The organism is Acinetobacter sp. NIPH1876 (assembly GCF_022808535.1).
Classification (GTDB): Bacteria; Pseudomonadota; Gammaproteobacteria; order Pseudomonadales; family Moraxellaceae; genus Acinetobacter; species Acinetobacter higginsii.
The window spans coordinates 1-25,731 of record NZ_JALGBR010000018.1; the positions used below are offsets into that span (position 1 = coordinate 1).

Here is a 25,731-nt window from a genome sequence, read left to right on the forward strand (position 1 = left end):
GCTGAGTCGATTTGTGAGTAATCTTTCGCTTCACCGCCGTAAGTTTTTGCACAAATAGTTGCAATCGCAGCAGTTAAAGTTGTCTTACCATGGTCAACGTGACCAATTGTACCCACGTTTACGTGTGGTTTATTACGTTCAAACTTAGCCTTAGCCATTTTGATTTTCCTCGTTTACGTCGACACCAGTTTAGAGAAAAACAACCCTGAAAAACCTTCTTTATCGACATTCGCCTAAAAAACTAGACACCTAATACTTGAAAAGCAGACTATAATAGCCTGCTTCTTTAAAAACCTGTGGAATAACCACTAAACTGTATATCTGGAGCTCTTATCGAGATTTGAACTCGAGACCTCTCCCTTACCAAGGGAGTGCTCTACCACTGAGCTATAAGAGCGACATCTTCGATGGAGCGGGAGACGAGGGTCGAACTCGCGACATGCAGCTTGGAAGGCTGCCACTCTACCAACTGAGTTACTCCCGCATATTGGTATTTACCACTTTTATCGAAGTTAGATGGTGGTGAGAGAAGGATTCGAACCTTCGAAACTTTCGTAGCAGAGTTACAGTCTGCCCCCTTTGGCCGCTCGGGAATCTCACCATATCACACTTACACAGTGCTGTTCTTTCACTTTATACTACCACACTTTAAGATGGTGCCGGCACACGGATTCGAACTGTGGACCTACTGATTACAAGTCAGTTGCTCTACCAACTGAGCTATGCCGGCTCTTTCTTAGTGTTTCGTACGTTTCGTATCGGAACGGTGTGCAGTTTAGCAAAACTCTGAATCGATGCAAGTGCTTTTTTCAAAAAAATCGCTAAAAACTCATAAAATCAATCCGTTTGATGATAATTCAACCGCTTTGATCACTGCGCGAGCTTTTATTTGGGTTTCATTCCATTCAGATTCAGGATTTGAGTCTGCAACCAGCCCTGCTCCTGCTTGTACATAAACCTTTTTATCACGAATTACACAAGTACGAATCGCAATTGACATGTCCATTTCACCATGCCAGCCTAAATATCCAACAGCACCACCAAATACACCACGTTTCACAGGCTCAACTTCGTCAATAATTTCCATGGCACGAATTTTTGGTGCGCCTGAAAGTGTCCCCGCCGGGAATGTTGCTTTAAACACATCTAAAGCATCCACATCATCACGGACTTCACCTTGTACATTGGACACAATATGCATGACATGTGAATAACGTTCGATCACCATACGGTCAGTGACTTGCACTTTCCCAATTTTAGATACACGTCCCACATCATTACGACCAAGGTCAATCAACATCAAATGTTCTGCAATTTCTTTTTCATCTGCCAATAAATCTTGCTCTAAAGCAAGATCCTCTTCTTTGGTTTTACCGCGCGGGCGTGTGCCCGCCAAAGGACGTACGGTTGCAATGCCGTTTTCTAGGCGAGAAAGAATCTCTGGTGACGAACCCACAATATGGAACGGCTTTTGATCCGTTAAGGTTTGCCCTTGTACCAAGAATAAATACGGCGATGGATTTAAATGACGTAATGCACGGTAAACCTGCAATGCCTCACCATCAAAGTCAGATACCATCCGCTGTCCCGGCACAACCTGCATCACATCGCCCGCACGAATATATTCTTTGACTTTTTCTACCGTTTCAAGGAATTTTGCTTTACCCGTGATCGATTCAAAATGCGGTGCAGTATGTGGTTTCGCCTGCAAACTAACAGGTATCGCCAGCAATTGTTCAAGTTGATCTAGCTTTTGTTGGGCTTGAGCATAGGCATCGGGCTGATTCACATCGGCATGATGAATTAAAAATAAGGTATCTTTTAAATTATCAAACACAATCACGGTTTGAGACAGCATTAACCATAGATCAGGCAACGTCACAGGATCAGCAGTCGGCACATTCTTGAGTTTTGGCTCAATATAACGCACAGCGTCATAGCCTAAATAACCCACCAAACCACCAGTAAAATTAGGTAAGTCAGGTAACTCTATCTGTGCAGGCACCTTGAACTGACTTTGAAATTCTCGAATATATTGAAATGGATCAGCGCAATCTTGCTGAGTCACGGTGCCATCTGCGTGCTGAATGGTGAGTACGCCTGCATTGCAGGAAAAAATAGTCGACTCACCTAGGCCGATCATCGAATAACGCGCCCAGTTTTCACCACCTTCGACAGACTCAAATAGATAAGCTTGTTTTTGTTGTTTAAAACGTGCAAAAACAGAAAGTGGGGTTTCAGTATCCGCTAAACGTTGGCGGTAAACAGGAATGGTGTTATAGCCTGCTGCTTTTAATTGTTCAAATTGTACTAACGTGGTCATGAATCTTCTCTATGGTTTTAATTTCTGTGCGTTGTTTCTTTAGTGCTATCTCAAGCCCGCCATCGAAAAACCATAACCATCTTCATGCCTATCTCCTTATTCAATCCGCTTAAACCAATTCCACCAAACGATCGACCACTTGTTGTGGCTGGCAGTCATAGATACTCTCTCCATGATTATAGCCATAGCTGACCACAATACAATCAATACCTGCGCGTCTTGCCGCTTCAACATCATTACTTGAATCACCAATCATTAAGGTTGCGGCTATAGATGTGCCTTCCAGCTCCACACAGTGCAACAGCGGCAATGGATGCGGTTTTCGCTCAGGCAAACTATCACCACCAATCACTATTTTGAAATATGGACTCAATTGCAGAATATCCAGTATCCCTTTCGCCAGATGCTCAGGCTTATTGGTGACACATGCCATCGTAATATTATGGATTTGACAATAATCTAGAAATGGCAAAACACCCTCATACACTTGGGTATTTACACAGAGCTCCTGAGCGTAGACCTCAACAAATGTACTGAGAAGTTGTTCTTGCTGTGGAGCACTTACTTGTCCGAACAAATGTTCTAGCACAGCCTCACACAGTTTGGCTGCACCTTTTCCAACCCAAACCCGAACTTGTGCTTCAGTCACTGTCGCGAAGCCTAGTTTTTCCAAACTCAAATTCATCGCTCGATATAGATCAGCGGCGGAATCTACCAGTGTCCCATCCAGATCAAATAAAACTAAATTACGACTTTGTAACTGAGCAACAGACATATATTTCAACCCAAGAAATGAAAAAGGCATACCAACGTGGGCATGCCTTGATTGTAAAAGCTTCACCCGATTATTTAAAGAACAGCCAAGCAATCACCGCTAAAATGATCAGTACAATAATCGAAATCAAACCCACAGAAGCATTCTTTTGTTGCTCTTTTTCCTGAGCGACACACGAAATAGGTTCTTCAACCACCACAGCTTGTGGCTCAGGTACTGCCTGAACACTCACCCCTTCTGGAATTGGGGCTGGTTTTGGAATCGAGACCTGTTGTGGCATACCATCACGACTGATCGGTGTTTCAACTGCTCGCTCGGCAATGCTTGGCATACCTTGATCATGTGATGCAGCCGTCACAGGCTCAATCTCAATTTCAGGTAATTCAACCTCAGCTGTCGCTGGCGCAAGTACAGAGAATACAAAGCTGGCAAATTGTACGATATCGCCATCATGTAATTCGGTTTCCTGCTCAACACGCAGATCATTGATAAATGTACCATTTGACGAATTGAGATCTTGCACCCAAAGTTGCTGATCTTTCAGCAACAAAGCTGCATGACGACGCGAGATGTCCGCTGATTGCAACAAAATATCGGCATCTTGGTGTCTACCCACCAACATGTCGCGCTCGATATTCAGTTCTTGCCCCGTAAATTCACCTGTAATGGCTTGTAATTTCCAAGTCATAGATGCATATCCTTATATAATTTCTTGCAATCATAACATTGTGACATAAGCGTTTCTGTGCTTCTACTGTGAAGACGCTGGACGGATTGTCGTAGTGGTCACTGTGTTTTTACTACGCTCTGTTTCCTTGACCGGAAGTTGCACCGTTTTCTGCTGAACTTGCGGTTCCTCGATAGCAACAGGTGTGGTTACTACAACAGCTTTGTTTTGCGTCGCAGTGGGAACCTTCTGATAAGGCGAGTTAGAGACTACAGGACGCGGATTATAAATATCTGCCACGTTTTCAGGGAGCTTTGCAAAATTACCATTTTTATCCATGGAGAGCTGCAAGCTATAGAGCTGATTATAACGTTGCTGAGAAAGGCGACGTACATCATCCGCATCCCCAACAATCGTAGGATGTATAAACACCAACAGGTTACGCTTGATATTACTACGCGCATCGGCACGGAATAAACGCCCAAGATATGGAATACTACTCAATCCTGGAACGCCTTGACGTGACAATGAGGTATTGTCAGCAATCAAACCACCTAATACGACAGTTTGTCCATGCTCAGCAAGCACTGCTGTTTTGATGGCACGCTTATTAGTAACGAGATCTGTTGCCTGACCTTTATTGTTCTGAACGTCCGAAACCTCCTGTTCAACTTCGAGACGAACCGTACCATTTTCACCAATATGCGGAATCACTTTCAAAGTGACACCCACATCTTTGCGCTCAACCGTTGTATAAGGATTGACTGTACCTGAGGTTCCTGTCGATACTGAACCAGTGACAAAAGGAACGTTTTGACCAACGACAATATAAGCTTCTTCATTGTCCATGGTCACAATCGAAGGTGTAGACAAGAAATTTGATTTGGTATTGGTTTTCAAGGCTTGTATCAACGCACCATACGCTTTACGTGGGTTTTCAAAGTTCCCTACACCAAACGTCGCACCATTCCCTTTATTGGCATCTCCAGCAATGGCTGCGGCTGCACCACTTGCGCCACCCGTGGCATACCCTGCGGCAATGGATGCTAGACTTGCACCCACATTACTAAAGCTAAGTAGGCCTACACCGCTACTTAAATCACCCAATGCCCATTGAATTCCCAATTGATCTGCATCATCCCCTGAGACTTCAATAATTGCGGCTTCAATCAAGACTTGTTGACGACGAATATCCAATTGTTGAATGGCAGCTTCAACTTCCCGCATCAACTGCGGATCGGCTTTGACCACCAACGCATTTTGGGTTGGGTCAGCAATAATACTAATACCTGCACCATTAAAACTGGTAATTGCTGAGTTTTGGCTGTTATTTGAATTACTATTTAAATTAATCGAAGGTGTAGAAACCGACGAACCTATAGATGAGCTTGAATTTTGATTATTGGACGTCAGATTATTGATCGAATTTGATCTGTTATTACTATTCGACGACGATGAAGACGAAGCAGATTGCCCTGTCACCAAGCCCTGTAAAATCTCAGCCAAGTTCTTGGCACTGGCATATTTCAAGCGGAAGACTTTAAGCCCTCCCAAACGATCTGCCGATGGTACATCCAGCATTTCAACCATTTGACGTAAACGCTTACGTGAGTCTGGATCACCCTTGATTAAAATACGGTTAGTTCGATTATCGGCAATAATACGCACCCGTGAACCAATAAAGTCCTTCGATGCACCTGTTGCACTCATGGTCTCCAATAAACCAATCACTTCTTCAGCTTGGCTCGATTGCAAACTGATCGCTTCAATATCATTTTGACCCGTGCCGTCCAAATTACGCACGATATTTTCAAGCTGATAAATATTGGTTGCACGATCAGAAACAATTAGGGCATTGGTTCCTGCCACCGCCGCCAAATGTGCAAACTGTGGCATGAGTGGACGTAAGGCTGGAATCAAGTCATTCGGATTGGTATTTTGCAGCCAAATCACCCGTGTTACGATTTGATCACCACCCGCACGGCTACGTGCATCGTAAGGAATTCCAGAGTTCTTCGCATTACTGTCGGGGACAAGCTTCACCGTGTTCCCAGAAGGGAGCGCCACCACACCATTGACATTGAGTACACCTAGAAATAGGTCATACACCTCGTCCTTATTCAGAGGCTTGTTGGAAATAACCGTCACATTACCACGCACACGAGGGTCAACCGCAAAGTTCTTCCCTGTAATATCCGCAACTTCATTAATAAATGCGGTTAAGTCTGCATCACGTAGATTAATCTTCCATGTTTGTGCTTGCACATGAGTACTCACTGACGCAACCAAAGGTGCTGCGGCAAGTAATGCCCAAAGTGGTCGTTGATGATTTAAAAAAGCCATAACCTGCACTTGTTCCTAACTGATGTGTGACGTGTGATCACTAAAAACTTTGTTGTATGGTCATCACTTGATCACCACGTTTTATTTCTATTTTGGCATGCCCTTCACGACGTACTTGCTCTAATAATTGTACTTCGTTGAGTCCCTGCCCGACGCTTTGACCATTGATCGATAGAATACGATCACCAGAACGCAAACCCAAGGTGTTTTTTAAATTCGATGGCGTCTTATCTGATATTTCATAACCATCTGTGCCACCACCGCTCACCCCCATATTTTTTAGATATTGATCGCGATTGTCCTGCATTTGCTGGATCGCCTGACCTAAAGCGGATTGTGGTGAGTTCTGAGTTGGTGCAGCTGCTGCAGGCGGCACACTGTTGTTACTGTTCAATACCGGTGTAATTGGTTGATATAAACCTTTATCCAATCCCTTAAACTTTACTTCTCGAGTTGCACCATTGCCTTGTTTCAAGATCACATGATCCCAATACACTTCTGCCAGTTGATATGAAGTCGAACCAACAGTTTCTCCTACACGATAACGTTCAGCAGTATCATTCAACTTAATCACTGCCGAAGACAAGTAATTAGGTTGACCCAACAATACACCTTGCAACTCCAAGTTAACATTATCATCAGCCGAAGTTGCTGCAGGTTCATTGAATAACGCAAAAGAACTGATATTAGGCACTTGAGCTTGCTGCGAACCCAATTCAACTCGGTCAAACTGCATTGGTTGTGGTGGCGCAACCACCCACCAAAATAATGAAGCCAGTTTCCAACATAACCACAAAATCAGCAGTGCTAAAACCAGACCACTGAGCTTATCCAGTTTTTGCCAACGCAATTGTTGTATTTTTTCAGTGATTGCTTTCATTAGAAACCACCTTGCAACAAGGGTTGTCGTGAACTAATCACATAGGTGTCTAAGCCAGCTTTACCTTCATACGAGGGAATGTTTAACAACATGCGTTGAGTGAGTTGTACATCTAGCATCAGACTCGCATCTAAGCTTAGGTTTGCCATTTTCTGACTACGTTGATCACGCACATCAATTTGTAATTGCCCGTTTTCATCTTTGAGTTCAGCCACTAAAGACGGCATATTCATACGATCTTGTCGCTGACCAAAAGTATAGGCCAACGCACCACCGCCCCAATTCAATTGTCCTTCTACCGCACTAAAGCCTTTTTCTTTTTGGTAATTCAATTGTACGTCTTTCAGTTGGATTGAGTTTTCAGGCCACTGCCAGTTGGCAAAATATTTTAATGTTTCAGGCGAGATTTTCCCTTGCAGGTCTTTAATCATGATTTTCTTGCTTAGACCATAAGCAAAAACACCATTGAACTGGGTATTACCACTATGGATATCAAGATCTGCACCAACGCGCATTAATAGCAAATCCAGAGGACGGGTTTTCCAATGCACTGAACCACGCAACTGACCACGTTGCCAGTCTGCTTGCCCCTGCCAAATGTTGCCGCTGACATTATGTAATATTTGATTATCTTTTGAAAATTTCGCAATTAACCATGTTGCTGGAATTTGTAAAATAATAAAAATTAAAAATGCAAAAATGGCGAAAATCCACCATCTCCATTGCTTGGTTTTTTTCTTCATTCCACCCTTACCAACATGCAAATATCATCCTTTTTGAGACAATCGCCCCCTGAATGACATTATGCATACTTTTTCAACATCGCCAATTCTCTGATATAAAAAAACCAAGCTTTTTAAGCCTGGCTTTTGATATAGGATAAAGTCATCGTATGACAGAACGATGACTTTTAAACTTGTTTAGATTAAGAAATCTTCAAGTTTTGCACCTTTCTCTAATTCAGCAACTAACCAGCGCGGCTGTTTACCACGACCAGTCCAAGTTTCTTCAGCATTGCTTTTATTACGGTAGCGTGGCTCTACTGCTTTACGCGTTGTTTTCTTACGCTTTTGCTCACCCACTTCCAATAATTCTTCAACACTGAAGCCAATCGCTTCTGCAATTGCAATAATTTGATTATATGCATCTTCAATTGCTTGATCTTTTTTACTCGCAATTAAAGCTTCAGCTTCAGCTTGTAAACGTTTTAAATCTTCTACAGATAACTCGCTAATATCTGGTTTCATTAGAACCACTCCAACTTAATAGGGGAAATATATCACTCAAAAATAAAATGAATTTAAAATTCGATTCAATATTAATTTATAAATGATTAAATAATCAATATAAGATTACCCCACTTAATCATATATCAAGCACTAAATCACATTTTATTTACAATAAACCCAAAAAAAAGCAGCCGTGTTATATAAAAACATATTTTATAAAAGTGAATAGCTGGCTAGCAGCAATACGATTTATATTAATTTACTCTTAATTTTATCTAAAAAATTCTAATTTTATTGGGCTTATCAAGGTTCAAATACACCAATCTTTCCGATGCAGCGTATTTGAACCTTATTATATGAATTTACGATATAATCAAACAAAAATAGACATAATCGTCTTTATAATCATTCATATTATATTAAAGCATGTCCTACGCTTTGCTCTAACTGAATTATTTTCTGTCTAATCTCATCAGGAATATTTAATTTCTTTGAGCTAGCCTTATCCACACAGACCATAACTGCCTCACCTGTCGCTACAGTTTGCTGTTGTGTTTCACTCCACAACACATAATGCATACGGAAAGCGCTATTTCTTAACTCTTCGATACGCGCACCAATATGTAGCACATCAGGATAAAATACTGGACTTAAATATTTACATTGGCTCGATGCAACGACTGTCAATATATCCTGATCAAAGATATTCAACGCCATTAAATAAGCAATGCGTGCACTCTCGATATAACGATAATACTGCACATTATTTACATGACCAAAAGCATCCATATCTCCCCAAGCAACCGTTTGCTTAAGTACAACCGGATAGACAGACAGTTCCTTCATATTTTTACTCATATCTTAAAATTAAGAAAATTCACATCATTTTCAAATATTAAATTTAACTGCCTGATTAAATCAGGATTATCACCCAAAGTTGATTTAATCCTTAAATAGCTCATTAAAATATTATCTGGATATAAAGTTAATAATTGATCTGCTTCTGCCTGTCGTTGTGTTGCCACATAAATATGCCATTTTGCAAAGCTAAGCATCGGCACACTGGTGTAACGCTGTTCAAGCTGCATAATGCGCTGCTCAACATAGGCATAATCTGGAATCTGCTTCAATAATTGTTGTTGGAACCATAGATAAAACACTTCTGGATCAAACTGGTCTTGTAATAAATGCAAAGCCAGATCTTCATGCTGCAAACTCATTTCTGGCATACGTGCCAATAATTTCAACCAGAGTACTTTACTACTGTACGGACGAGTTTGAATCTCATCCTGTAAAACCAGATAACGTTGCTGCAATGCAGCAAGATCATCCACAGAAGCCTGATCAAATCGTATAAGCAACTGCTGTAACCATAAGTCACGATGCTCTGCATCTAACAAACCATATTGGGTTGTTTGCAAGAATAACCACGGCTCTTGTAAAGCAAGCTTCCCCCATAACGCAGTAATACGTTGCTGATAAGCGGTTTCAATCTCAGTCAGCCAAGGAGAAAGCTGATGTTGAGCAAGAAACTCTAGATGGGTCAGCGCTTTCTGTGTTTCTTGCCGCTCAAGATAAATATCTATGCGTTGTAATTCAGCCAGCTCAAATGCCATCGGTGCAGATTTTTCCAAACTATGCAAGGCAGTTTCATAATCGCCATTCTTATAATCAAATTGCGCATCAATAATATGATTGAGCAATCCTGACTGAGTATAAACACGCTCAATAAAGACTTGCTGATCTTTAGCTGCTTCCAACAGCCAGACAATGCCAAGCTGCTCATAAGGATGCAAATCTTTAAAATGAAGGATTGTTTCTTTTTTTCGCTGCTCGCGGGCAAGATAACGTTTACCAAATAACCAAGTCAATTGTGCCAATAAACTGATCAGAATAAATAGTCCAATGAGCCCTAAAACACCCGTTTGAAATTGCCAATCTCGCCAATAGATATAGACATAGCCATTTCCAAAGCCATAACTCAATACAGAAAACAGTGCGAATAGCACCAAACTTGCAAGCACATAAATCAACAGTAAACGTTTCATAATGCCTTATCCCAACAAACCCAGTGTGGTTAATTTCGGTGTTGGTACTACAGGTAGATTTGAAATTTTCTCTAAGCGCAATTTCATTTGTTGACTATTTTGATCTGGCAATTCAGCAAGTAATTGCATCACTTCCAGAGTAGCTTTTCGATATTCTGCTCGTTGCCCTTGTTTTAAGGCTTGAGAAGCGAGTAACAAACGTAATTGTGCTTCTTTCAAGGTAATATTACGATTCATCAAGTCAGGTGAGTTGCGCTGTACTTTTTCTAATTTGAACCACTGCCACCACGATGCCGTTTCATTTTTTGTCATAGACAATTTCGGATTTCGGATGTCTTGTTGAATCTTTTGATCTAGTTGCTGAAATAGATTATCAAGTTGCTGTTGTTGTTGTGTCTGACTCAATACATATTGTTGAATCGCTTGTTTATCCTGCTCAATCGACTTAACTAAGCTATGTTGTAACGCAGGAGATACTGCATATTGCACAACATGCTGTTGCACTTGATTAAGCTGATCCAGCGCATAAATAAACTGCTGTTGATCCAATGCAAATTGAACCAATTGCATGTGCTGCTTAATCAAAATAACTGGCGCAATCCCCGTCACCGTAGTCGGGATGGAGACGCTATCCGTAGGCTCTACCGAGCTGGTATTTTGTAACTGGCGTTGGACTGCAACAAATTGATCATTCAATAAAGCATAACGCTGCTCGGTCTGATCTAATTGCTGTTGTAACTGCGGTACAGTTTGAGAATATTGCGCAACATCGTAACTGAGTTTAGCTAACCACAATAAACTCAATCCTAATATTAGATAACCAATTTTTCTCATACATGTCCTTGCCAATCACTCATGCGTTGAATGATCTCTGATGCAGATAAATTTTCAAGCTGAATAATGTTAAATCCTTGAGCAGTCTGGTCCCGTAGCTGTATCAGAATCTGAGCCAGACGTGAGCCTAAAACCAAATAAACCCACTCTGCCGTACATGCATGCTGACCACATAGCTGCTGCCAATAGTTCCAGCTTGCTTCACTACTAATCAACACCGCAACAGGCTGATTTAAACTTATTTTTTTTACAATTTCAGGAAATTTGGAAAAACTTTGTTCTGGGCATTGGCGGCGATAGAGCACAAAATTTAGAATCTCAACACCTTGTTGCTGCAATTGCTGCATCATAAACTGTCGCCCTCCCAAACCACGCCAGAATGCAATTTTTTTTAAATGCATCTGCTGTTTTAGGATGGGAAGCTCCAGCATTCCCTCTGAAGTTTCCACCTCAGGAACAACACTTGCTATTTTAAATTGAGCTAAAGCCTTTGCCGTAGCTTGCCCCACTGCGACCCATTGAATATGTTTAAGCTGATCAAGTTGTAATCCCGCTTGCTGCAAATAGCGCACCCCAATATCAACAGCAGTCGGACTAACCACCACAATCACTTGAGTCTCCGCCAAGGCTAAGTAAAGTTGTTGCAAAACTTCAGAAAAAGGCTCTGCAACCAACTCAAGTAAAGGCAGCGCTTCGACCTGATAACCAACTTCTCTCAGAGCTTGAGTTAAAACAGAAGCACGGTCATCAGGACGTGTATTAATAAACAGCATTAATACAACGCTTTAAGCAATTCACCCGCACCTTGCGCTAGCAATCGCTGAGCGAGCTGTTCACCCAATTGCTCAGCATCTACTGTTGCACCAACCAATTGCTCTTTCAACAAAGTCTTGCCATCCACACTACCAACACGCCCTTCTATTTGCAGTTGATCATTGGCTAAGATCGCATAACCAGCAATCGGCACTTGGCAACCCCCTTCCAGATAGGCATTAAAGGCACGTTCTGCACGTACACAAATCGAGGTTTCTTCATGCTGTAAGGGTTGGATCAATTTTAATAATTGCACATCATCCGTACGACATTCTAAACCAAGTGCACCTTGCCCCACCGCAGGCAAACTTACAACAGGGGTTAAGCAATGGCGAATTCGATCCGCTAGGCCTAAACGTTTTAAGCCGGCACTGGCCAAGATAATCGCATCATATAAACCATCATCCAGCTTGGATAAACGTGTTCCTACATTTCCACGTAAATCGATAATCTCTAAATCAGGGCGTAGCTGTAAAATTTGACACTTACGGCGTAGGCTCGATGTGCCTACTTTTGCACCTTGTGGCAACTCATCAAAATGTGAGTATTGGTTTGATACAAACGCATCTAAAGGATCTTCGCGTTCACAAATCACAGCCAAGCTTAAACCTTCAGGTAAATGCATCGGCACATCTTTCATTGAATGTACAGCCAAATCCGCACGACCATCCAGTAATGCTGCTTCCAGCTCTTTTACGAATAAACCTTTACCACCAATTTTGGCTAATGGTGTATCTAAAATCTTGTCGCCTTGGGTGACAAACTTAACCAATTCAACCGTTAAATCCGGATAAAGCGCATTTAAACGAGAACGAATATGTTCCGCCTGCCAAAGTGCAAGAGGGCTTTGTCGAGTCGCAATTTTTAAGGTTTTCATAAATTCAAGTTAAGTATTGATCAAAGCAATTGTTCCAAACTTAACTTGATCACCTGAAATTGCAAGTAAAAATTCATAAAGTGATCAATCATTCAGCTGAAAAGCTGGGTTTTATAATTGATGCATACACTCTCTTAAACTCGGTAAGTGACGGCGACTGACGGATAAACGTTCCTCCAGTTCACGCAAACGTACCTGATATTGTCCTGCTGCTACTAATTCCAGCCCTTCAAGATAGTCGAGCGAGACCAAAGCATTACGATGAATGCGGATAAAACGGTCTGCAAATTCTAATTCCAAGTCTTTCAATGTTTCATCAATCAGCACACTGCCATTTTTATGGCGAACAGTGACATATTTCTGATCTGCTAAAAAATAATAAACATTTTCCAATGGAATCAGTTCTACCCCGCGATAGGTTTTCGCAGCAATTTGATGGCGTTGTGTTTTGGTATCGTACATATCGTCTTGTTGTTTTAAACCAGTCATTTGTGCTTGTGTAAGGTGAGTTAAATGATTAAATACCTGTTGTAAATCTTGTTGTGCAACAGGTTTAAGTAAGTATCCTTGTGCTTGAAATTTAAATGCTTCCAATGCATGTTGATCATATGCCGTACAAAAAATAATCGCAGGTCTAGGATTGAGCTGACTGAGTTGTTCAGCACATTCCAAACCATTCATTCCTGGCATTTGAATATCTAATAAAACGACATCTGGTGAGTCGTTTTCAATATGATTTAACACATCCTGACCATGATGCGCCGTCGCAATGACTTCGTGTCCCATCTGGGTCACTAAACGTGACAAACGCTCTACTGCGAGAGGCTCATCATCAGCAATCAGAACTCTCATCCTCTCCTCCTTGTCACCGTTAACTTCATCCATATTTTTTATGGTTAACTTGACTTATTATTTTACTCGATAGTGGTAGCTCACCACCGTCGTATATAACGACGTTCCCCCATAAATCTGAAACTTAACCGTTTGCCCATAATAAGCTTTCAAGCGCTGCTTCACATTGTCTATCGCAATACCATTTCCCTTTCTCGATTTTATTGTATCGTGAGAATAAGGGTTAGTAATGACTATACTGACTTGATTTTGCAATATTTCAACCAATACGCTAACGGTCGAAGGTTGCAAAACTTTTTCCACCCCATGAAAAATACTATTCTCAAGCAAAGGTTGCAACGTTAATAACGGAATCGTCACTCGTTTTAATTCAATGGGTGTCGCCTGTATGTTCCATTCTACATTCAAACGGGCACCTAAACGCATCTTTTCTATACTTAAATATTGCTGACATAAGTCAATTTCCTCTGCCAAGCTCACCAATTTCAGTTCTTGAAAACTCGCTCGGAATAAACGCGACAAATTAATCAACATATTTTCAGCTTTTTCAGGGTCAATCGCAATTAAGCTCACCACACTATTCATACTATTAAATAAGAAATGAGGGTGTATCCGTGCCTGCATCGCCTGAATTCGCGCATTCAGTTCACTATATTGCTGATTCATCCATTGCTCACGCATATACAAGTAACGCAAACAGAAAGCGCCCAACAAAACCCCATAGCTTAAATGTAAACTGCTCCCATGAAATAAGATCTCCTCTGAAAATGAAGCTGAACGTGCAGCCCAATATTGAATAATATTGATCGCACAGGTGGTCAACAGTACAATCAGTTGCAGCAGTACAAAGCCCATTATCAAGGCGACTTTCTGACTAAACTTAGCAAAAAAATCCTTAAAATAATCAACTAGTGTTGCGAAAGACAAAATCACCCAATTAATAAAAACCATATATTGCAGTACACGGAAGCCTTCTAAGGCTTGCCATGAGCGTGCTTCAGCCAAAGCCAACACCATCGCCAAGACATTACTTGCAACAATTAATTCTAATAAGTATTGCCATTGCCCAATTTTCGTAAAAAAATAGGAGCCTGATGGATTCCCCTGACGAGTTTGCGATAACTTCTTACGTCGAGTTTCGGCAACTGCGTTTGGATTTGCTATACTCTTTTTTATTTTGCTGAGCCGCCATGACCACATCTTCTCAATCCTCTTCTTCAGCCAGCCCGAATCAAACCTCTGGAATGTGGGGCGGTCGCTTCTCTGAAGCAACAGATGCTTTTGTTGCAGAATTTACCGCATCTGTGCAATTTGACCAACGTTTTTATAAACAAGATATTGCAGGTTCAATTGCGCATGCCACCATGCTTGCCAAAGTTGGTGTCCTGACTGAAGCTGAACGCGATGACATTATTCAAGGTTTAAGCACCATTCAAGCTGAAATTGAGGCAGGCAACTTTGAATGGCGCATTGATTTAGAAGACGTACATATGAACATTGAGTCTCGTTTGACTCAACGTATCGGCATTACAGGGAAAAAATTACACACTGGCCGTAGCCGTAATGACCAAGTTGCAACTGACATCCGTTTATATTTACGTGATGAAATTGACGACATCTTAGGTTTATTACTGCGCCTACAAAAAGGCTTACTGGGTTTGGCTAGTCAAAACACCAACACCATTATGCCAGGTTTCACTCATCTACAAACGGCTCAACCGGTGACCTTTGGTCATCATCTGTTAGCATGGTTTGAAATGTTAGTCCGTGATACTGAACGTCTACAAGACTGTCGTAAACGTGTTAATCGCATGCCACTCGGTTCAGCCGCTTTAGCTGGAACAACCTATCCAATTGATCGTGCTTACACCGCAGAACTTCTCGGTTTTGAAGCAGTTTCAGAAAACTCATTAGATGCAGTTTCTGATCGTGACTTTGCCATTGAGTTTAATGCAGCCGCGTCTTTGATCATGATGCATTTATCACGTATGTCAGAAGAGCTTATTTTATGGACTTCGGCACAATTCAAGTTCGTGAATATTCCTGATCGCTTCTGTACAGGCTCATCAATCATGCCACAAAAGAAAAACCCAGATGTTCCTGAGCTGGTTCGTGGTAAGTCAGGTCGTGTTTTTGGGGACTTAATTAGCCTATTAACCTTAATGAAAGGCCAGCCATTGGCTTATAACAAAGACAACCAAGAAGATAAAGAACCATTGTTTGATGCAATTGATACCGTTCGTGGTTCATTGATGGCATTTGCCGATATGGTTCCAGCCTTAGTTCCAAATATCGAAATTATGCGTGAAGCAGCTTTACGTGGTTTCTCAACTGCAACCGATCTTGCAGACTACCTCGTCAAAAAAGGGGTTGCTTTCCGTGATGCCCATGAAATTGTTGGTAAAGCCGTGGCTTTAGGCGTTGCAGAAGAAAAAGACTTATCTGAATTGACACTTGAACAACTGCAACAGTTCTCTGATTTGATCACAGCAGATGTATTTGACAAAGCATTGACGCTAGAAGCCTCTGTCAATGCACGTGATCACATTGGTGGAACGTCTCCAAAACAAGTTGAAGCTGCGATTGCCCGTGCGCACACTCGCCTAGAACAGTTATATTAATCTCCCTATATCCCTCTTTTACAAAGAGGGACTTTCACTGGATGCCATAATGACTAGACAAGTATTTTGCCGCAAATATAAACAAGAGCTTGAAGGCTTGGATTTTGCACCATTTCCTGGTGCCAAAGGCCAAGAGTTCTTTGAAACCGTTTCAAAACAAGCGTGGCAAGAATGGTTAAAACATCAAACTACGCTGATTAATGAAAAACGTTTGAATGTATTTGAACCCGATGCTAAAAAGTTCCTCGAAGAACAACGTGAGAAGTTCTTTAATAACGATGAAAGCGTAGAAAAAGCGGAAGGCTGGACTGAAGAGAAATAAGCAGTCCCATCTAACCTTACGATAAAAAGAGAGCTGAAAAACAGCTCTCTTTTTACATGATATTTACATAAGTAATAAAGCCTTACAGAGTATACACAGTTGTCTACATGACACTTTAAAGCACCATGTTTATAGTTATATTCAGAAGGACAAAGAGATACGTTGATATCTCACGTAACGCATGATATTTCTCTCCCAGACTTTCCCCCGAAGTCTGGGATTTTTTTATTATAACTGCCTAAAAATAAAAAACCGCTCCAGTTAGAGCGGTTAGTTATTATTTTACTTTTACCATTATTTTTGATGCACTTTCTGTTCAATTTCTTCAATACTGGTATGACGCACATCGGTACCCTTCGCCATATAAATGACTTGTTCTGAAATATTACGTGCGTGATCACCGATGCGCTCTAGTGAACGTAATACCCACATCACATTAATCACACGTGAGATATGACGCGGATCTTCAATCATATAGGTCATTAAAGTACGTGTTGCCGACTGATATTCACGATCAATATCCACATCCGCCATCACCACTTTCAAGGCTTGCTCAACATCTAAACGCGCAAAAGCATCTAGGGCATCATGAATCATGACACGTACTTGATTACCAATATGACGGGTTTCCATATAACCACGTGGTGACTCACCTTCTTCACACAGGGTTTGTGCAATACGTGCAATTTTCGCAGCTTCATCGCCAATACGCTCTAAATCCGTATTGCCTTTGCTCATTGCGATCACCATACGTAAATCAATCGCTGCTGGATGACGACGGGCTAAAATCAATGTCAAACCCTCATCAATATCACGCTCGAATTGGTTCACTGCATTGTCTTTAAACTGTACATCAATCGCTAAATTAGCATCTGTGTCTAATAAAGCATGAATCGCATTTGCGACCTGTTGCTCCACTAATCCACCCATGGTCATAAACTTGGTGTGCACATCTTGCAAGTCTTCATTAAATTGTGAAGAAATATGATGACTTAACACAGGATTGCTTGGGCTCACAGTATGCCTCCACTAGACACATGGAAAAAATGATTGGTGATTAAAACATAGAAATGATGAAACTTTTATGACAATAGCACGGATTGGCTCATTGTTGATTGGTGTGAATTGCTACAACAAAAATTTAAAAATCTGTTAGTCTAAATGCCTAGCTTGACGGAGCGCAGTTAACAAACTGCTGAGATTATCTTAATTACTCAATTTAAAGATAAGTACCGTTGAACCTGATCAGGTTAACACCTGCGTAGGAATCAAGCCCAGCAAAAAACTTAGCTTCTATTTATCATAGAGATAAATCCGCCATGGTTTTTGGTCGTGCTTGATTCGTTAATGCTATACATAAGGATCATGCCATGAACCAATTAACGAATCTTTCCCCTGCTGATATTTCTGCTCAACATGAGCAAGCTGCAAAAGATTTAACCCGAATATTACCTGCATCTCAAAAAGTCTATGTTGAAGGTTCTCGCCCTGATATCCAAGTCCCTTTCCGTGAAATTAGCTTAACCGAAACACCAACGGGCTTAGGTGGTGAACACAATCCACCAGTGATGGTCTATGACACGTCTGGGGCGTATACCGACCCGAATGTACAAATCGACCTAAATAAGGGCTTACCTTTCGTTCGTCAAACATGGATTGAAGAACGCCAAGATACCGACGTACTTTCTGGTCTTAGCTCTGAGTTTGGTCAAGCACGTTTAAAAGATATTCGTACAGCTGACATTCGTTTTGCTCACATTCAAAACCCACGTCGCGCGCAAACTGGTAAAAATGTCACGCAAATGCACTATGCCAAGCAAGGTATCATTACCCCTGAAATGGAATATATTGCCATTCGTGAAAACCAGCGCCAACGTGAAAATGTCGATATGCGTCAGCATCCAGGGCAAAACTTTGGTGCACAAAATTTAAGAGAAATTACGCCTGAATTTGTACGTCAGGAAATTGCTGCAGGTCGTGCCATTATTCCAGCCAACATTAACCATCCAGAATGTGAACCAATGATCATTGGTCGCAATTTCTTGGTGAAAATTAATGCCAATATCGGTAACTCTGCGCTCGGTTCATCGATTGATGAAGAAGTTGCGAAGATGACGTGGGCAACCCGTTGGGGTGCCGACACCATCATGGATTTATCGACGGGTAAAAATATTCATGAAACCCGTGAGTGGATTATTCGCAACTCACCAGTGCCAATCGGAACTGTACCGATCTATCAAGCACTGGAAAAAGTCGATGGTGTAGCTGAAGACCTAACATGGGAAATCTTTAAAGACACCTTGATTGAACAAGCCGAACAAGGCGTTGACTACTTCACCATTCATGCAGGTGTATTACTGCGTTATGTACCCATGACAGCAAATCGTCTCACGGGCATTGTGTCTCGTGGCGGTTCGATTATGGCGCAATGGTGCTTGGCCCATCATGAAGAAAACTTCTTGTATACGCATTTTGATGAAATCTGCGAAATCATGAAGGCCTATGACGTGTCATTCAGTTTGGGAGATGGTTTACGTCCAGGTTGTGTGCAAGATGCCAACGATGAAGCGCAGTTTAGTGAGCTTAAAACATTGGGTGAGTTGACGCATCGTGCTTGGGAACATGATGTACAAGTGATGATTGAAGGTCCTGGTCACGTGCCAATGCATATGATTAAAGAAAATATGGATCTTCAACTTGAAGTCTGTAAAGAGGCGCCTTTCTACACCCTTGGCCCACTAACAACAGATATCGCACCGGGTTATGACCATATTACCTCGGCGATTGGTGCTGCGATGATTGGTTGGTACGGTACGGCGATGCTGTGCTATGTCACGCCAAAAGAACACCTAGGTTTACCGAACAAGAAAGATGTCAAAGACGGTATTATTACCTACAAGATTGCAGCACATGCGGCTGACTTGGCCAAAGGTCATCCAGGTGCACAAGTCCGAGACAATGCCTTATCTAAAGCACGCTTTGAATTCCGTTGGGATGACCAATTCAATTTAAGCTTAGATCCAGACACAGCACGCAGCATGCATGATGAAACGCTTCCCAAAGAAGCGCATAAATCTGCACACTTCTGTTCAATGTGTGGACCAAAATTCTGTTCGATGAAAATCACCCAGAATGTGCGAGATTATGCGCAAAATCAACACAATGCCAAGCAGTCAAATGATGTAGAAACAGAAGTTGAAGCAGGTCTCAATGCCATGAAAACCGCTTATCAGGAACATGGTCAAAAATTGTACCACAAGGTGTAAATCAACTAAAAAAAGATTTTCCTGCGAATCATTCTCGGTTAGGATGAGATATGTACAATCTCATCCTGATTGAAGATGAATATTCTTGACCACGCCAGCTATTCAGCAACCGACGTTACGATAGAATCTCGAGAGCCTTTGTTTCGAGGATTCATTCAAGTTGAGAAAGTGAGTTTAAAACATCGGTTATTTCAGCGGGCTGATTTTTCACCTTTAATTCAACGTGAATTGGTTCATCGTCCAGAAGCCGCTGGCGTTTTACTATATAATGACCAACAACAACGCTTTGCACTGATTGAACAATTTCGTGTCGGTGCATTGAGTGATCCTATTTCGCCATGGCAACTCGAAGTCATCGCAGGGGTACTTGATGGAAATGAATCACCTGAAAGCTGTATCCGCCGTGAAAGCCTAGAAGAATCTGGCTGTGAGATCACCACATTAAAACATTTATTTAGCTTCTACCCTTCTGCTGGCGCATGTTCTGAATTTTTTCATCTATATGTAGCAGAAGTTGATTTGCCAAAGGACGGGGGCATTTTTGGGATGCCAGATGAAGGGGAAAATATTCAACTTCATCTATTTAATTATTCCGCATTAGAAGTATTATTAAATAACGGGCGGTTGAGAAACGCACCTGTAATCATGGCATTGCAGTGGCTGTCTCAACATATACAACTACAACAAAGATAAAAATCTGAAGGGGCTAACGACGGTGACTTTCCAAGTCTCATCATTATCGCAACAAGATTTTGTGATGATACAGATTACTGATACACATTTATTAGAGTATCCACATTTAGAATTTGTCGGGATGCAACCCGAACAAAGTTTTCATGCTGTAATCGACTTGATGCGCCAGCAACATCCTCATATTGACCTCATTGTACACACCGGTGATTTGGCACAATCGCCAACCCCATTGACCTATCAACGCTATGTACAACATATGCAAAGCGTGGGAATTCCCTTTTTCCATACGCCAGGCAACCATGACGATGTAGCGCATTTTCCATTTCATGAAACAGATCCCACTCAACCAACAGTGATTGAGCTGGGTCAATGGTGCATTATTTTATTAAATAGCGCGCAACCAAAACGTATTGATGGAAAAATTGCTGACACACAATTGCAGCAACTCACCCAATTACTTGCACAACAACATGATCGTCATGTGCTTATTGCTTGTCATCATCATCCTTTTGCGATGCAATCGGCATGGATTGACCAACACAAGCTCAAAAACTCCTCAGACCTGTTGGAAACAATCCAACCATTCTCCAATGTCAAAGCAATTGTCTGTGGTCATGTGCATCAAGATTCGATCAATACATGGCAAGGTGTTGAATTTTTATCTACCCCTTCAACCTGTATCCAATTCAAACCCAAAAGCGATAAATTTGCGCTCGATGAAGAGCATCCTGGTTACCGCTATATCTGCCTTAAAGCGAATGGTGAACTGGAAACTCAGGTCTATCGCTTACCGACATCACAACGAATGAGTAGTTCTGAAGTTTTAGGATATGATTAAACTTTTGATTACAAATTACATTGTCAATTTCAGACAAAATCTGGACGGGAATGACTACCATCTTGCTCAAAAACTCTATATGATGTCGACCCTTGATGGGAAAAACCATCTCAGGTTTCTATAAAAACACTTGCATATCACCATATTTTTTGCGTATAGATAGTACGTGTAAGATGAGGAATGCCCTATATGGCGAATGACAACCAAAATCAAGTCTTGGACGAACAGACAGAAGTGATCGACGATCAAAAATTGGCTGTAAAACGTACACGCAAAACCAAACCCAAAGCTTCAGAAAGCGGTACAACTGCGAGCTTATTTGGAATTGCGCCTTATCAGCCAAAGAAAAATGAAGAATATATGTCTGAAGGACAACTTGAGCATTTCCGCCAAATTTTAAATGCATGGAAAGCAGAGTTAATGTCTGAAGTTGATCGTACTTTAAATACGATGCAAGACGAATCTAGTGCACTTCCTGACGTCAATGACCGCGCGACGCAAGAAGAAGAATTTGCGATTGAATTACGTACACGTGACCGTGAACGCAAACTCATCCGTAAAATCGAACAATCGGTTGAAGCCATTCAAAACGAAGACTACGGTTTCTGTGAAACTTGTGGTATCGAAATTGGCTTACGTCGTTTAGAAGCTCGCCCAACTGCGACTTTATGTATCGATTGCAAAACTTTGGCTGAAATCAAAGAAAAGCAAAATAACGGTTAATTTTGAAAACCGTGTTGAGCCATGAGATTAAGCAAAGCGATGCTTTGCTTAATCTCCGCTCATATGTGGGTCGGTTTGCGCCATCGCCAACCGGCCCATTGCATTTTGGCTCCCTACTCACCGCAGTTGCCAGTTATTGCGACGCCAAAGCCAATCACGGCCAATGGCTGGTTCGGATTGAAGATACCGACATCCCCCGCATTTATCCCAATAGCGAAGCACACATTCTCTCTTGCATTGATGCCTTTCAATTTGAACCCGATGCAGAGATTATTTTTCAAAAAGATCGTTTCGAGATCTATGGACAGGTGCTTGAGCAACTCAAGCAATTCGATGCGATTTATGCCTGCCAATGTACCCGTAAAATGTTGGGTTCCAATCATATCTATGCCGGAACCTGCCGAGATTTAAATTTAGAGTTTGCTGATCAAGCGATACGCTTAAAGGTTACTGATCAACAGATTTGTTTTGAAGACCGTTTACAAGGTCGACAATGTTCTAACTTACAGCATGATCTGGGTGATTTTGTATTAAAGCGTCGTGATGGCATTATCAGCTATCAATTGGCGGTGGTGGTCGATGATTATCTACAAGGCATCACGCATGTTGTACGCGGTGCGGACTTACTCGATAACACTGCTCGACAAATCTGGTTAGGTGCTTTGCTGGGTTATCCGAATTTAAGCTATATGCATCTTCCACTTGCCATGAACAATCAAGGGCAGAAACTGTCTAAACAGAATCTGGCGCAAGCACTGGATATCACTCAAGCCCCCAAACTGTTACAGCAAGCGATCTTGGCTTTAGGCCAACCTGCGGTGGAACTGAATCAACCCCATATTATGTTGCAACAAGCGGTGCAACAATGGGATGTAAACTCGATCCCGCTCGGCATTCATTTGACGGGAACTTTTCAGTAAGCCGAAAAAAACCCTGAACATTGTCAGGGCTTTTCTATCTGGACCAATTTAGAAATTTGATTCTTCTTTTAATGGGTTCAACTCTTGCGTTGATGCATCGATCTTTAAAATCAAACTAATCATTGCTGCACACATCATCAACGATGTACCACCATAACTAATAAACGGTAAAGTCAAACCTTTGGTTGGCATCAAGCCCATATTCATGCCTGCATTCACCAAAATCTGCATCAGAAAAATAATGCTAATTCCATAGGCTAAATAACCTGCACGCAAATAGTTATGTTGCAAGGCACGATGACCGATACGAATGCAACAGGCCAACATGGTAAATGACAGTATCATTACGATAGACACGCCAAAGAAGCCGAATTCCTCACCTAAAACCGCCAACATAAAGTCGGTATGTGCTTCAGGTAAATAAGAAAGCTTCTGCACACTGTGTCCTAAGCCTGTACCAAACCACTCACCTCGACCAAAGGCCATCAATGCATTTGAGAGCTGGTAACCCACACCCAATGGATCTGCCCAAGGGTTAGTAAACGAGATCAAACGTTGGAAGCGGAATGGCTCGAAGATAATTAACGCACTGACACCCGCAAAGATCGCACCCAGCATGATCAAGAACTGCGTTGCAGGTGCGCCAGCTAAGAAGAATACTCCAACCATCATTAAGACAATAACGACAGTTGCCCCCAAGTCAGGCTCGGCAACAATAAAACCAACCGTTAAGGCCATCACACCACTTAAACGCAATAAACCTTTCCAGTGTGTTCGGACTTCTTTAGCACGGCGTACCACATAGTCAGCGGTGAAAATCGCCATCACAATTTTAGCAATCTCGGTTGGCTGCAAGGTGAAACCACCCACCTTAATCCAACGATGTGCACCATTGACTTCAGAACCGACCACCAATACTGCTAAGAGCAGGACAATGGTAATGAGCCATAAAGGAAAGGCATTTTTAAACCAGAGATTCAATGAAACCCGATAGGTTAAAAATGCCACCACCGCTGCTACTACGATCGAAATACCATGACGAATCAAAAAGTAAAAAGGACTTTCATGGATATATTCCGCATACGGCATAGACGCCGATGCAACCATGATTGAACCGAAACATAGCAGCGAAATCACAGAAAAAATCAGGATATTTCGTGCCGTCATTTCTGCGGGTAGCTTAGGTAAACGATTCAGCAATTGCGAAATCTTCTGTACCGTATTTTGGGCTAAGTCAGCCATAGTTCTATTCCCAGTTCTTATTTTTCATTCAAGGCATTTACGCATGCCACGAATTGATGCCCACGATCATTGTAGCTTTTAAACATATCAAAGCTGGCACAGGCTGGCGAAAGTAAAACCACATCTTCTGCTTGAGTGGCTTTTTGAGCCAGTGCTACCGCTTCCTTTAAGCTGTTTGCATGCTGAATCACTGTTGTACCTTGAATCGCCTGTTCAATCACCGCAGCATCTTCACCAATGAGAATCACTGATTTCACATATTTTTGAATTGCGTCACGGAGAGGTTTGAAATCTTGCCCTTTACCCTGACCACCAAGAATCAAAGCCAGCTTGCCTTTGTTCACTTCAATTGCGGCACCAAGACCATCAATTGCAGCAAGCGTCGCACCAACATTGGTGCCTTTGGAATCATTGTAATAGCGCACACCGTCAATGGTTTCGACATACTCACAACGATGTTCCAAGCCTTTAAAATGCTTAAGCGTTTCAAACATTGAAGCTGGTGGTAAACCAACTGCTTCACCCAACGCCAAACACGCCAATGCATTGGCAACATTGTGCATGCCTTGAATATACATCTCAGAGGTTCTCAGCAAACGCTCTCTTCCACGCGCTAACCACATGCTGCCATCGGCATCACGTAGCACGCCATATTGATTTAAATCAGGAGCATTCAAACCAAAACTTTGCATTGGGGTAACATCTGGAACCAATGGACGGCTGAGATTGTCATCACGGTTATAAACGACTTTTTTCACACCTTGGAAAATACGATGTTTGGCTTTGTGATAACCCAACATATCACCATGACGATCTAAATGATCTTCACTCATATTCAACACTACAGCAACTTCTGCATTCAAGTGTGAGGTGGTTTCAAGTTGGAAGCTCGATAACTCTAAAATAATTAAATCAGGTTTATCTTTTAATAAATCTAATGCTGGACGACCTAAGTTGCCACCGACAGCCACATTTTTGCCCGCCTCTTGTGCCATCAAGCCAATTAAAGTGGTCACGGTACTTTTTGCATTTGATCCTGTAATCGCAATGATTGGCGCTTCTGTCGCACGGCGTAATAATTGAATATCACCAACCACTGGAATGCCTTTTTCAACTGCTTGTTGAATTTCTGGAAGTTGCGGTGCAAGTCCTGGACTGAGAATAATTTCTTCTGCTTGTAATAAAAGCTCAGTATCCAATTGACCAAAACTGGTACGCACACCTGCTGGAATCTGATCATGTCCAGGAGGGGTTGCTCGTGAATCTGTTACTGCAACTTGGTAGCCCTGTTCATGTAGAAAGTTGACTGCTGACACACCCGAAATACCTAAGCCAGCCACAACTTTTAATCCACCACGTTGTATTAACATTTTCGCCCCATTTTTTGCAGATTACAGAATGGCAAAAATGTTAGCACTTTACTGTTTTAAATGCTTTTTCAGTTTTGGTTTTATTCAATCTTTTT

At 41.8% G+C, this 25,731-nt stretch carries 25 protein-coding genes, 4 tRNA genes and 1 riboswitch; of the genes, 7 read left to right on the forward strand and 22 right to left on the reverse strand.

From position 1 onward, the window contains the following. The 19 genes from MN869_RS17365 to MN869_RS17455 all read right to left on the reverse strand — a co-directional run. A partial coding sequence (locus MN869_RS17365) for a GTP-binding protein (RefSeq protein ID WP_228140223.1) occupies positions 1 to 158 on the reverse strand: 158 nt, incomplete at its 3' end. A 164-nt stretch (positions 159 to 322) separates the two neighbouring features. Next, positions 323 to 397, reverse strand: a tRNA-Thr gene (locus MN869_RS17370). A gap of 11 nt (positions 398 to 408) precedes the next feature. Then, positions 409 to 484, reverse strand: a tRNA-Gly gene (locus MN869_RS17375). Between the two features lie 33 nt (positions 485 to 517). Beyond that, a tRNA-Tyr gene (locus MN869_RS17380) sits at positions 518 to 601 on the reverse strand. Positions 602 to 654: 53 nt separating this feature from the next. Further along, positions 655 to 730, reverse strand: a tRNA-Thr gene (locus MN869_RS17385). 99 nt (positions 731 to 829) lie between these two features. Then, positions 830 to 2,323, reverse strand: coding sequence for an anthranilate synthase component I (trpE, locus tag MN869_RS17390; protein WP_243308843.1), 1,494 nt, complete (start codon positions 2,321 to 2,323; stop codon positions 830 to 832). A gap of 109 nt (positions 2,324 to 2,432) precedes the next feature. Further along, complete coding sequence (locus tag MN869_RS17395; RefSeq protein ID WP_243308844.1) at positions 2,433 to 3,098, reverse strand: phosphoglycolate phosphatase; 666 nt, start codon at positions 3,096 to 3,098, stop codon at positions 2,433 to 2,435. 70 nt (positions 3,099 to 3,168) lie between these two features. After that, positions 3,169 to 3,786 (reverse strand): FHA domain-containing protein, encoded by a 618-nt coding sequence (locus MN869_RS17400; protein WP_243308846.1) that lies wholly within the window; start codon positions 3,784 to 3,786, stop codon positions 3,169 to 3,171. A 63-nt stretch (positions 3,787 to 3,849) separates the two neighbouring features. After that, positions 3,850 to 6,108, reverse strand: a complete 2,259-nt coding sequence (gene gspD / locus MN869_RS17405) for a type II secretion system secretin GspD (RefSeq protein WP_243308847.1) — start codon at positions 6,106 to 6,108, stop codon at positions 3,850 to 3,852. A gap of 40 nt (positions 6,109 to 6,148) precedes the next feature. Next, the gene (locus tag MN869_RS17410) at positions 6,149 to 6,988 is read right to left on the reverse strand and encodes a type II secretion system protein N (RefSeq protein ID WP_243308849.1); all 840 of its coding nucleotides are present in this window, start codon (positions 6,986 to 6,988) and stop codon (positions 6,149 to 6,151) included. After that, on the reverse strand, positions 6,988 to 7,731 hold the full coding sequence (gene gspN, locus MN869_RS17415) for a type II secretion system protein N (RefSeq protein WP_243308888.1): 744 nt from the start codon (positions 7,729 to 7,731) through the stop codon (positions 6,988 to 6,990). Before gspN ends, MN869_RS17410 begins: the two co-directional genes overlap by 1 nt. Before the next feature lie 177 nt (positions 7,732 to 7,908). Beyond that, positions 7,909 to 8,235, reverse strand: coding sequence for an H-NS histone family protein (locus MN869_RS17420; RefSeq protein ID WP_171551603.1), 327 nt, complete (start codon positions 8,233 to 8,235; stop codon positions 7,909 to 7,911). A 396-nt stretch (positions 8,236 to 8,631) separates the two neighbouring features. Continuing rightward, a complete protein-coding gene (locus MN869_RS17425; RefSeq protein ID WP_243308851.1) occupies positions 8,632 to 9,063 on the reverse strand; it encodes a thioesterase family protein in 432 nt (143 codons plus the stop codon). A gap of 8 nt (positions 9,064 to 9,071) precedes the next feature. After that, entirely contained in the window at positions 9,072 to 10,265 is a 1,194-nt protein-coding gene (locus tag MN869_RS17430) for a heme biosynthesis protein HemY (protein WP_243308853.1), read from the reverse strand. A gap of 6 nt (positions 10,266 to 10,271) precedes the next feature. Then, a complete protein-coding gene (locus MN869_RS17435; protein ID WP_243308854.1) occupies positions 10,272 to 11,099 on the reverse strand; it encodes a hypothetical protein in 828 nt (275 codons plus the stop codon). Continuing rightward, positions 11,096 to 11,872, reverse strand: coding sequence for a uroporphyrinogen-III synthase (locus tag MN869_RS17440; RefSeq protein WP_243308855.1), 777 nt, complete (start codon positions 11,870 to 11,872; stop codon positions 11,096 to 11,098). The genes MN869_RS17435 and MN869_RS17440 overlap by 4 nt, the downstream gene beginning before the upstream one ends. After that, a complete protein-coding gene (hemC, locus tag MN869_RS17445; RefSeq protein WP_171551607.1) occupies positions 11,872 to 12,789 on the reverse strand; it encodes a hydroxymethylbilane synthase in 918 nt (305 codons plus the stop codon). Before hemC ends, MN869_RS17440 begins: the two co-directional genes overlap by 1 nt. Positions 12,790 to 12,900: 111 nt before the next feature. Further along, positions 12,901 to 13,641: a LytTR family DNA-binding domain-containing protein gene (locus MN869_RS17450; protein WP_005191841.1), complete on the reverse strand. Its 741-nt coding sequence runs from the start codon at positions 13,639 to 13,641 to the stop codon at positions 12,901 to 12,903. A gap of 57 nt (positions 13,642 to 13,698) precedes the next feature. Continuing rightward, positions 13,699 to 14,841, reverse strand: coding sequence for a histidine kinase (locus MN869_RS17455; protein ID WP_171551608.1), 1,143 nt, complete (start codon positions 14,839 to 14,841; stop codon positions 13,699 to 13,701). Between MN869_RS17455 and argH the strand changes: the two genes are divergently transcribed. Both argH and MN869_RS17465 read left to right on the forward strand, forming a co-directional pair. Continuing rightward, positions 14,832 to 16,262, forward strand: coding sequence for an argininosuccinate lyase (gene argH / locus MN869_RS17460; protein WP_171551609.1), 1,431 nt, complete (start codon positions 14,832 to 14,834; stop codon positions 16,260 to 16,262). The two genes, MN869_RS17455 and argH, sit on opposite strands and share 10 nt — an antisense overlap. A gap of 49 nt (positions 16,263 to 16,311) precedes the next feature. Then, positions 16,312 to 16,584, forward strand: a complete 273-nt coding sequence (locus tag MN869_RS17465) for an oxidative damage protection protein (protein ID WP_005278388.1) — start codon at positions 16,312 to 16,314, stop codon at positions 16,582 to 16,584. A gap of 294 nt (positions 16,585 to 16,878) precedes the next feature. On the opposite strand, the gene phoU is transcribed toward MN869_RS17465, so the two are convergent. Then, a complete protein-coding gene (phoU, locus tag MN869_RS17470; protein ID WP_005154764.1) occupies positions 16,879 to 17,601 on the reverse strand; it encodes a phosphate signaling complex protein PhoU in 723 nt (240 codons plus the stop codon). A gap of 147 nt (positions 17,602 to 17,748) precedes the next feature. Continuing rightward, a riboswitch (TPP riboswitch) is annotated at positions 17,749 to 17,869 on the forward strand. Between the two features lie 85 nt (positions 17,870 to 17,954). Between phoU and thiC the strand changes: the two genes are divergently transcribed. The 5 genes from thiC to gluQRS all read left to right on the forward strand — a co-directional run bounded on the left by thiC (position 17,955) and on the right by gluQRS (position 23,024). Then, positions 17,955 to 19,850: a phosphomethylpyrimidine synthase ThiC gene (gene thiC / locus MN869_RS17475; protein ID WP_243308856.1), complete on the forward strand. Its 1,896-nt coding sequence runs from the start codon at positions 17,955 to 17,957 to the stop codon at positions 19,848 to 19,850. A gap of 75 nt (positions 19,851 to 19,925) precedes the next feature. Further along, positions 19,926 to 20,543, forward strand: a complete 618-nt coding sequence (locus tag MN869_RS17480; protein ID WP_243308857.1) for an NUDIX domain-containing protein — start codon at positions 19,926 to 19,928, stop codon at positions 20,541 to 20,543. 22 nt (positions 20,544 to 20,565) lie between these two features. Then, on the forward strand, positions 20,566 to 21,381 hold the full coding sequence (gene cpdA / locus MN869_RS17485) for a 3',5'-cyclic-AMP phosphodiesterase (RefSeq protein ID WP_243308858.1): 816 nt from the start codon (positions 20,566 to 20,568) through the stop codon (positions 21,379 to 21,381). Between the two features lie 189 nt (positions 21,382 to 21,570). Next, positions 21,571 to 22,104 (forward strand): RNA polymerase-binding protein DksA, encoded by a 534-nt coding sequence (gene dksA / locus MN869_RS17490; RefSeq protein ID WP_243308859.1) that lies wholly within the window; start codon positions 21,571 to 21,573, stop codon positions 22,102 to 22,104. 11 nt (positions 22,105 to 22,115) lie between these two features. After that, positions 22,116 to 23,024 carry a tRNA glutamyl-Q(34) synthetase GluQRS gene (gene gluQRS, locus MN869_RS17495; protein ID WP_243308890.1) on the forward strand — a complete coding sequence of 303 codons (909 nt, stop codon included), beginning with the start codon at positions 22,116 to 22,118 and terminating at the stop codon, positions 23,022 to 23,024. A 48-nt stretch (positions 23,025 to 23,072) separates the two neighbouring features. Here the strand turns inward: gluQRS and ftsW are convergent, their stop codons facing one another. Beyond that, positions 23,073 to 24,266 carry a putative lipid II flippase FtsW gene (ftsW, locus tag MN869_RS17500; protein WP_005291305.1) on the reverse strand — a complete coding sequence of 398 codons (1,194 nt, stop codon included), beginning with the start codon at positions 24,264 to 24,266 and terminating at the stop codon, positions 23,073 to 23,075. A 17-nt stretch (positions 24,267 to 24,283) separates the two neighbouring features. Further along, on the reverse strand, positions 24,284 to 25,636 hold the full coding sequence (murD, locus tag MN869_RS17505) for a UDP-N-acetylmuramoyl-L-alanine--D-glutamate ligase (RefSeq protein WP_243308861.1): 1,353 nt from the start codon (positions 25,634 to 25,636) through the stop codon (positions 24,284 to 24,286). Positions 25,637 to 25,731: the final 95 nt, after the last annotated feature.

Coding starts and splice junctions, on each gene's coding strand:
- trpE (WP_243308843.1), bottom strand. CDS start 2,323: ATGACCACGTTAGTACAATTTGAACAATTAAAAGCAGCAGGCTATAAC.
- MN869_RS17395 (WP_243308844.1), bottom strand. CDS start 3,098: ATGTCTGTTGCTCAGTTACAAAGTCGTAATTTAGTTTTATTTGATCTG.
- MN869_RS17400 (WP_243308846.1), bottom strand. CDS start 3,786: ATGACTTGGAAATTACAAGCCATTACAGGTGAATTTACGGGGCAAGAA.
- gspD (WP_243308847.1), bottom strand. CDS start 6,108: ATGGCTTTTTTAAATCATCAACGACCACTTTGGGCATTACTTGCCGCA.
- MN869_RS17410 (WP_243308849.1), bottom strand. CDS start 6,988: ATGAAAGCAATCACTGAAAAAATACAACAATTGCGTTGGCAAAAACTG.
- gspN (WP_243308888.1), bottom strand. CDS start 7,731: ATGAAGAAAAAAACCAAGCAATGGAGATGGTGGATTTTCGCCATTTTT.
- MN869_RS17420 (WP_171551603.1), bottom strand. CDS start 8,235: ATGAAACCAGATATTAGCGAGTTATCTGTAGAAGATTTAAAACGTTTA.
- MN869_RS17425 (WP_243308851.1), bottom strand. CDS start 9,063: ATGAAGGAACTGTCTGTCTATCCGGTTGTACTTAAGCAAACGGTTGCT.
- MN869_RS17430 (WP_243308853.1), bottom strand. CDS start 10,265: ATGAAACGTTTACTGTTGATTTATGTGCTTGCAAGTTTGGTGCTATTC.
- MN869_RS17435 (WP_243308854.1), bottom strand. CDS start 11,099: ATGAGAAAAATTGGTTATCTAATATTAGGATTGAGTTTATTGTGGTTA.
- MN869_RS17440 (WP_243308855.1), bottom strand. CDS start 11,872: ATGCTGTTTATTAATACACGTCCTGATGACCGTGCTTCTGTTTTAACT.
- hemC (WP_171551607.1), bottom strand. CDS start 12,789: ATGAAAACCTTAAAAATTGCGACTCGACAAAGCCCTCTTGCACTTTGG.
- MN869_RS17450 (WP_005191841.1), bottom strand. CDS start 13,641: ATGAGAGTTCTGATTGCTGATGATGAGCCTCTCGCAGTAGAGCGTTTG.
- argH (WP_171551609.1), top strand. CDS start 14,832: ATGACCACATCTTCTCAATCCTCTTCTTCAGCCAGCCCGAATCAAACC.
- MN869_RS17455 (WP_171551608.1), bottom strand. CDS start 14,841: ATGTGGTCATGGCGGCTCAGCAAAATAAAAAAGAGTATAGCAAATCCA.
- MN869_RS17465 (WP_005278388.1), top strand. CDS start 16,312: ATGACTAGACAAGTATTTTGCCGCAAATATAAACAAGAGCTTGAAGGC.
- thiC (WP_243308856.1), top strand. CDS start 17,955: ATGAACCAATTAACGAATCTTTCCCCTGCTGATATTTCTGCTCAACAT.
- MN869_RS17480 (WP_243308857.1), top strand. CDS start 19,926: ATGAATATTCTTGACCACGCCAGCTATTCAGCAACCGACGTTACGATA.
- dksA (WP_243308859.1), top strand. CDS start 21,571: ATGGCGAATGACAACCAAAATCAAGTCTTGGACGAACAGACAGAAGTG.
- ftsW (WP_005291305.1), bottom strand. CDS start 24,266: ATGGCTGACTTAGCCCAAAATACGGTACAGAAGATTTCGCAATTGCTG.
- murD (WP_243308861.1), bottom strand. CDS start 25,636: ATGTTAATACAACGTGGTGGATTAAAAGTTGTGGCTGGCTTAGGTATT.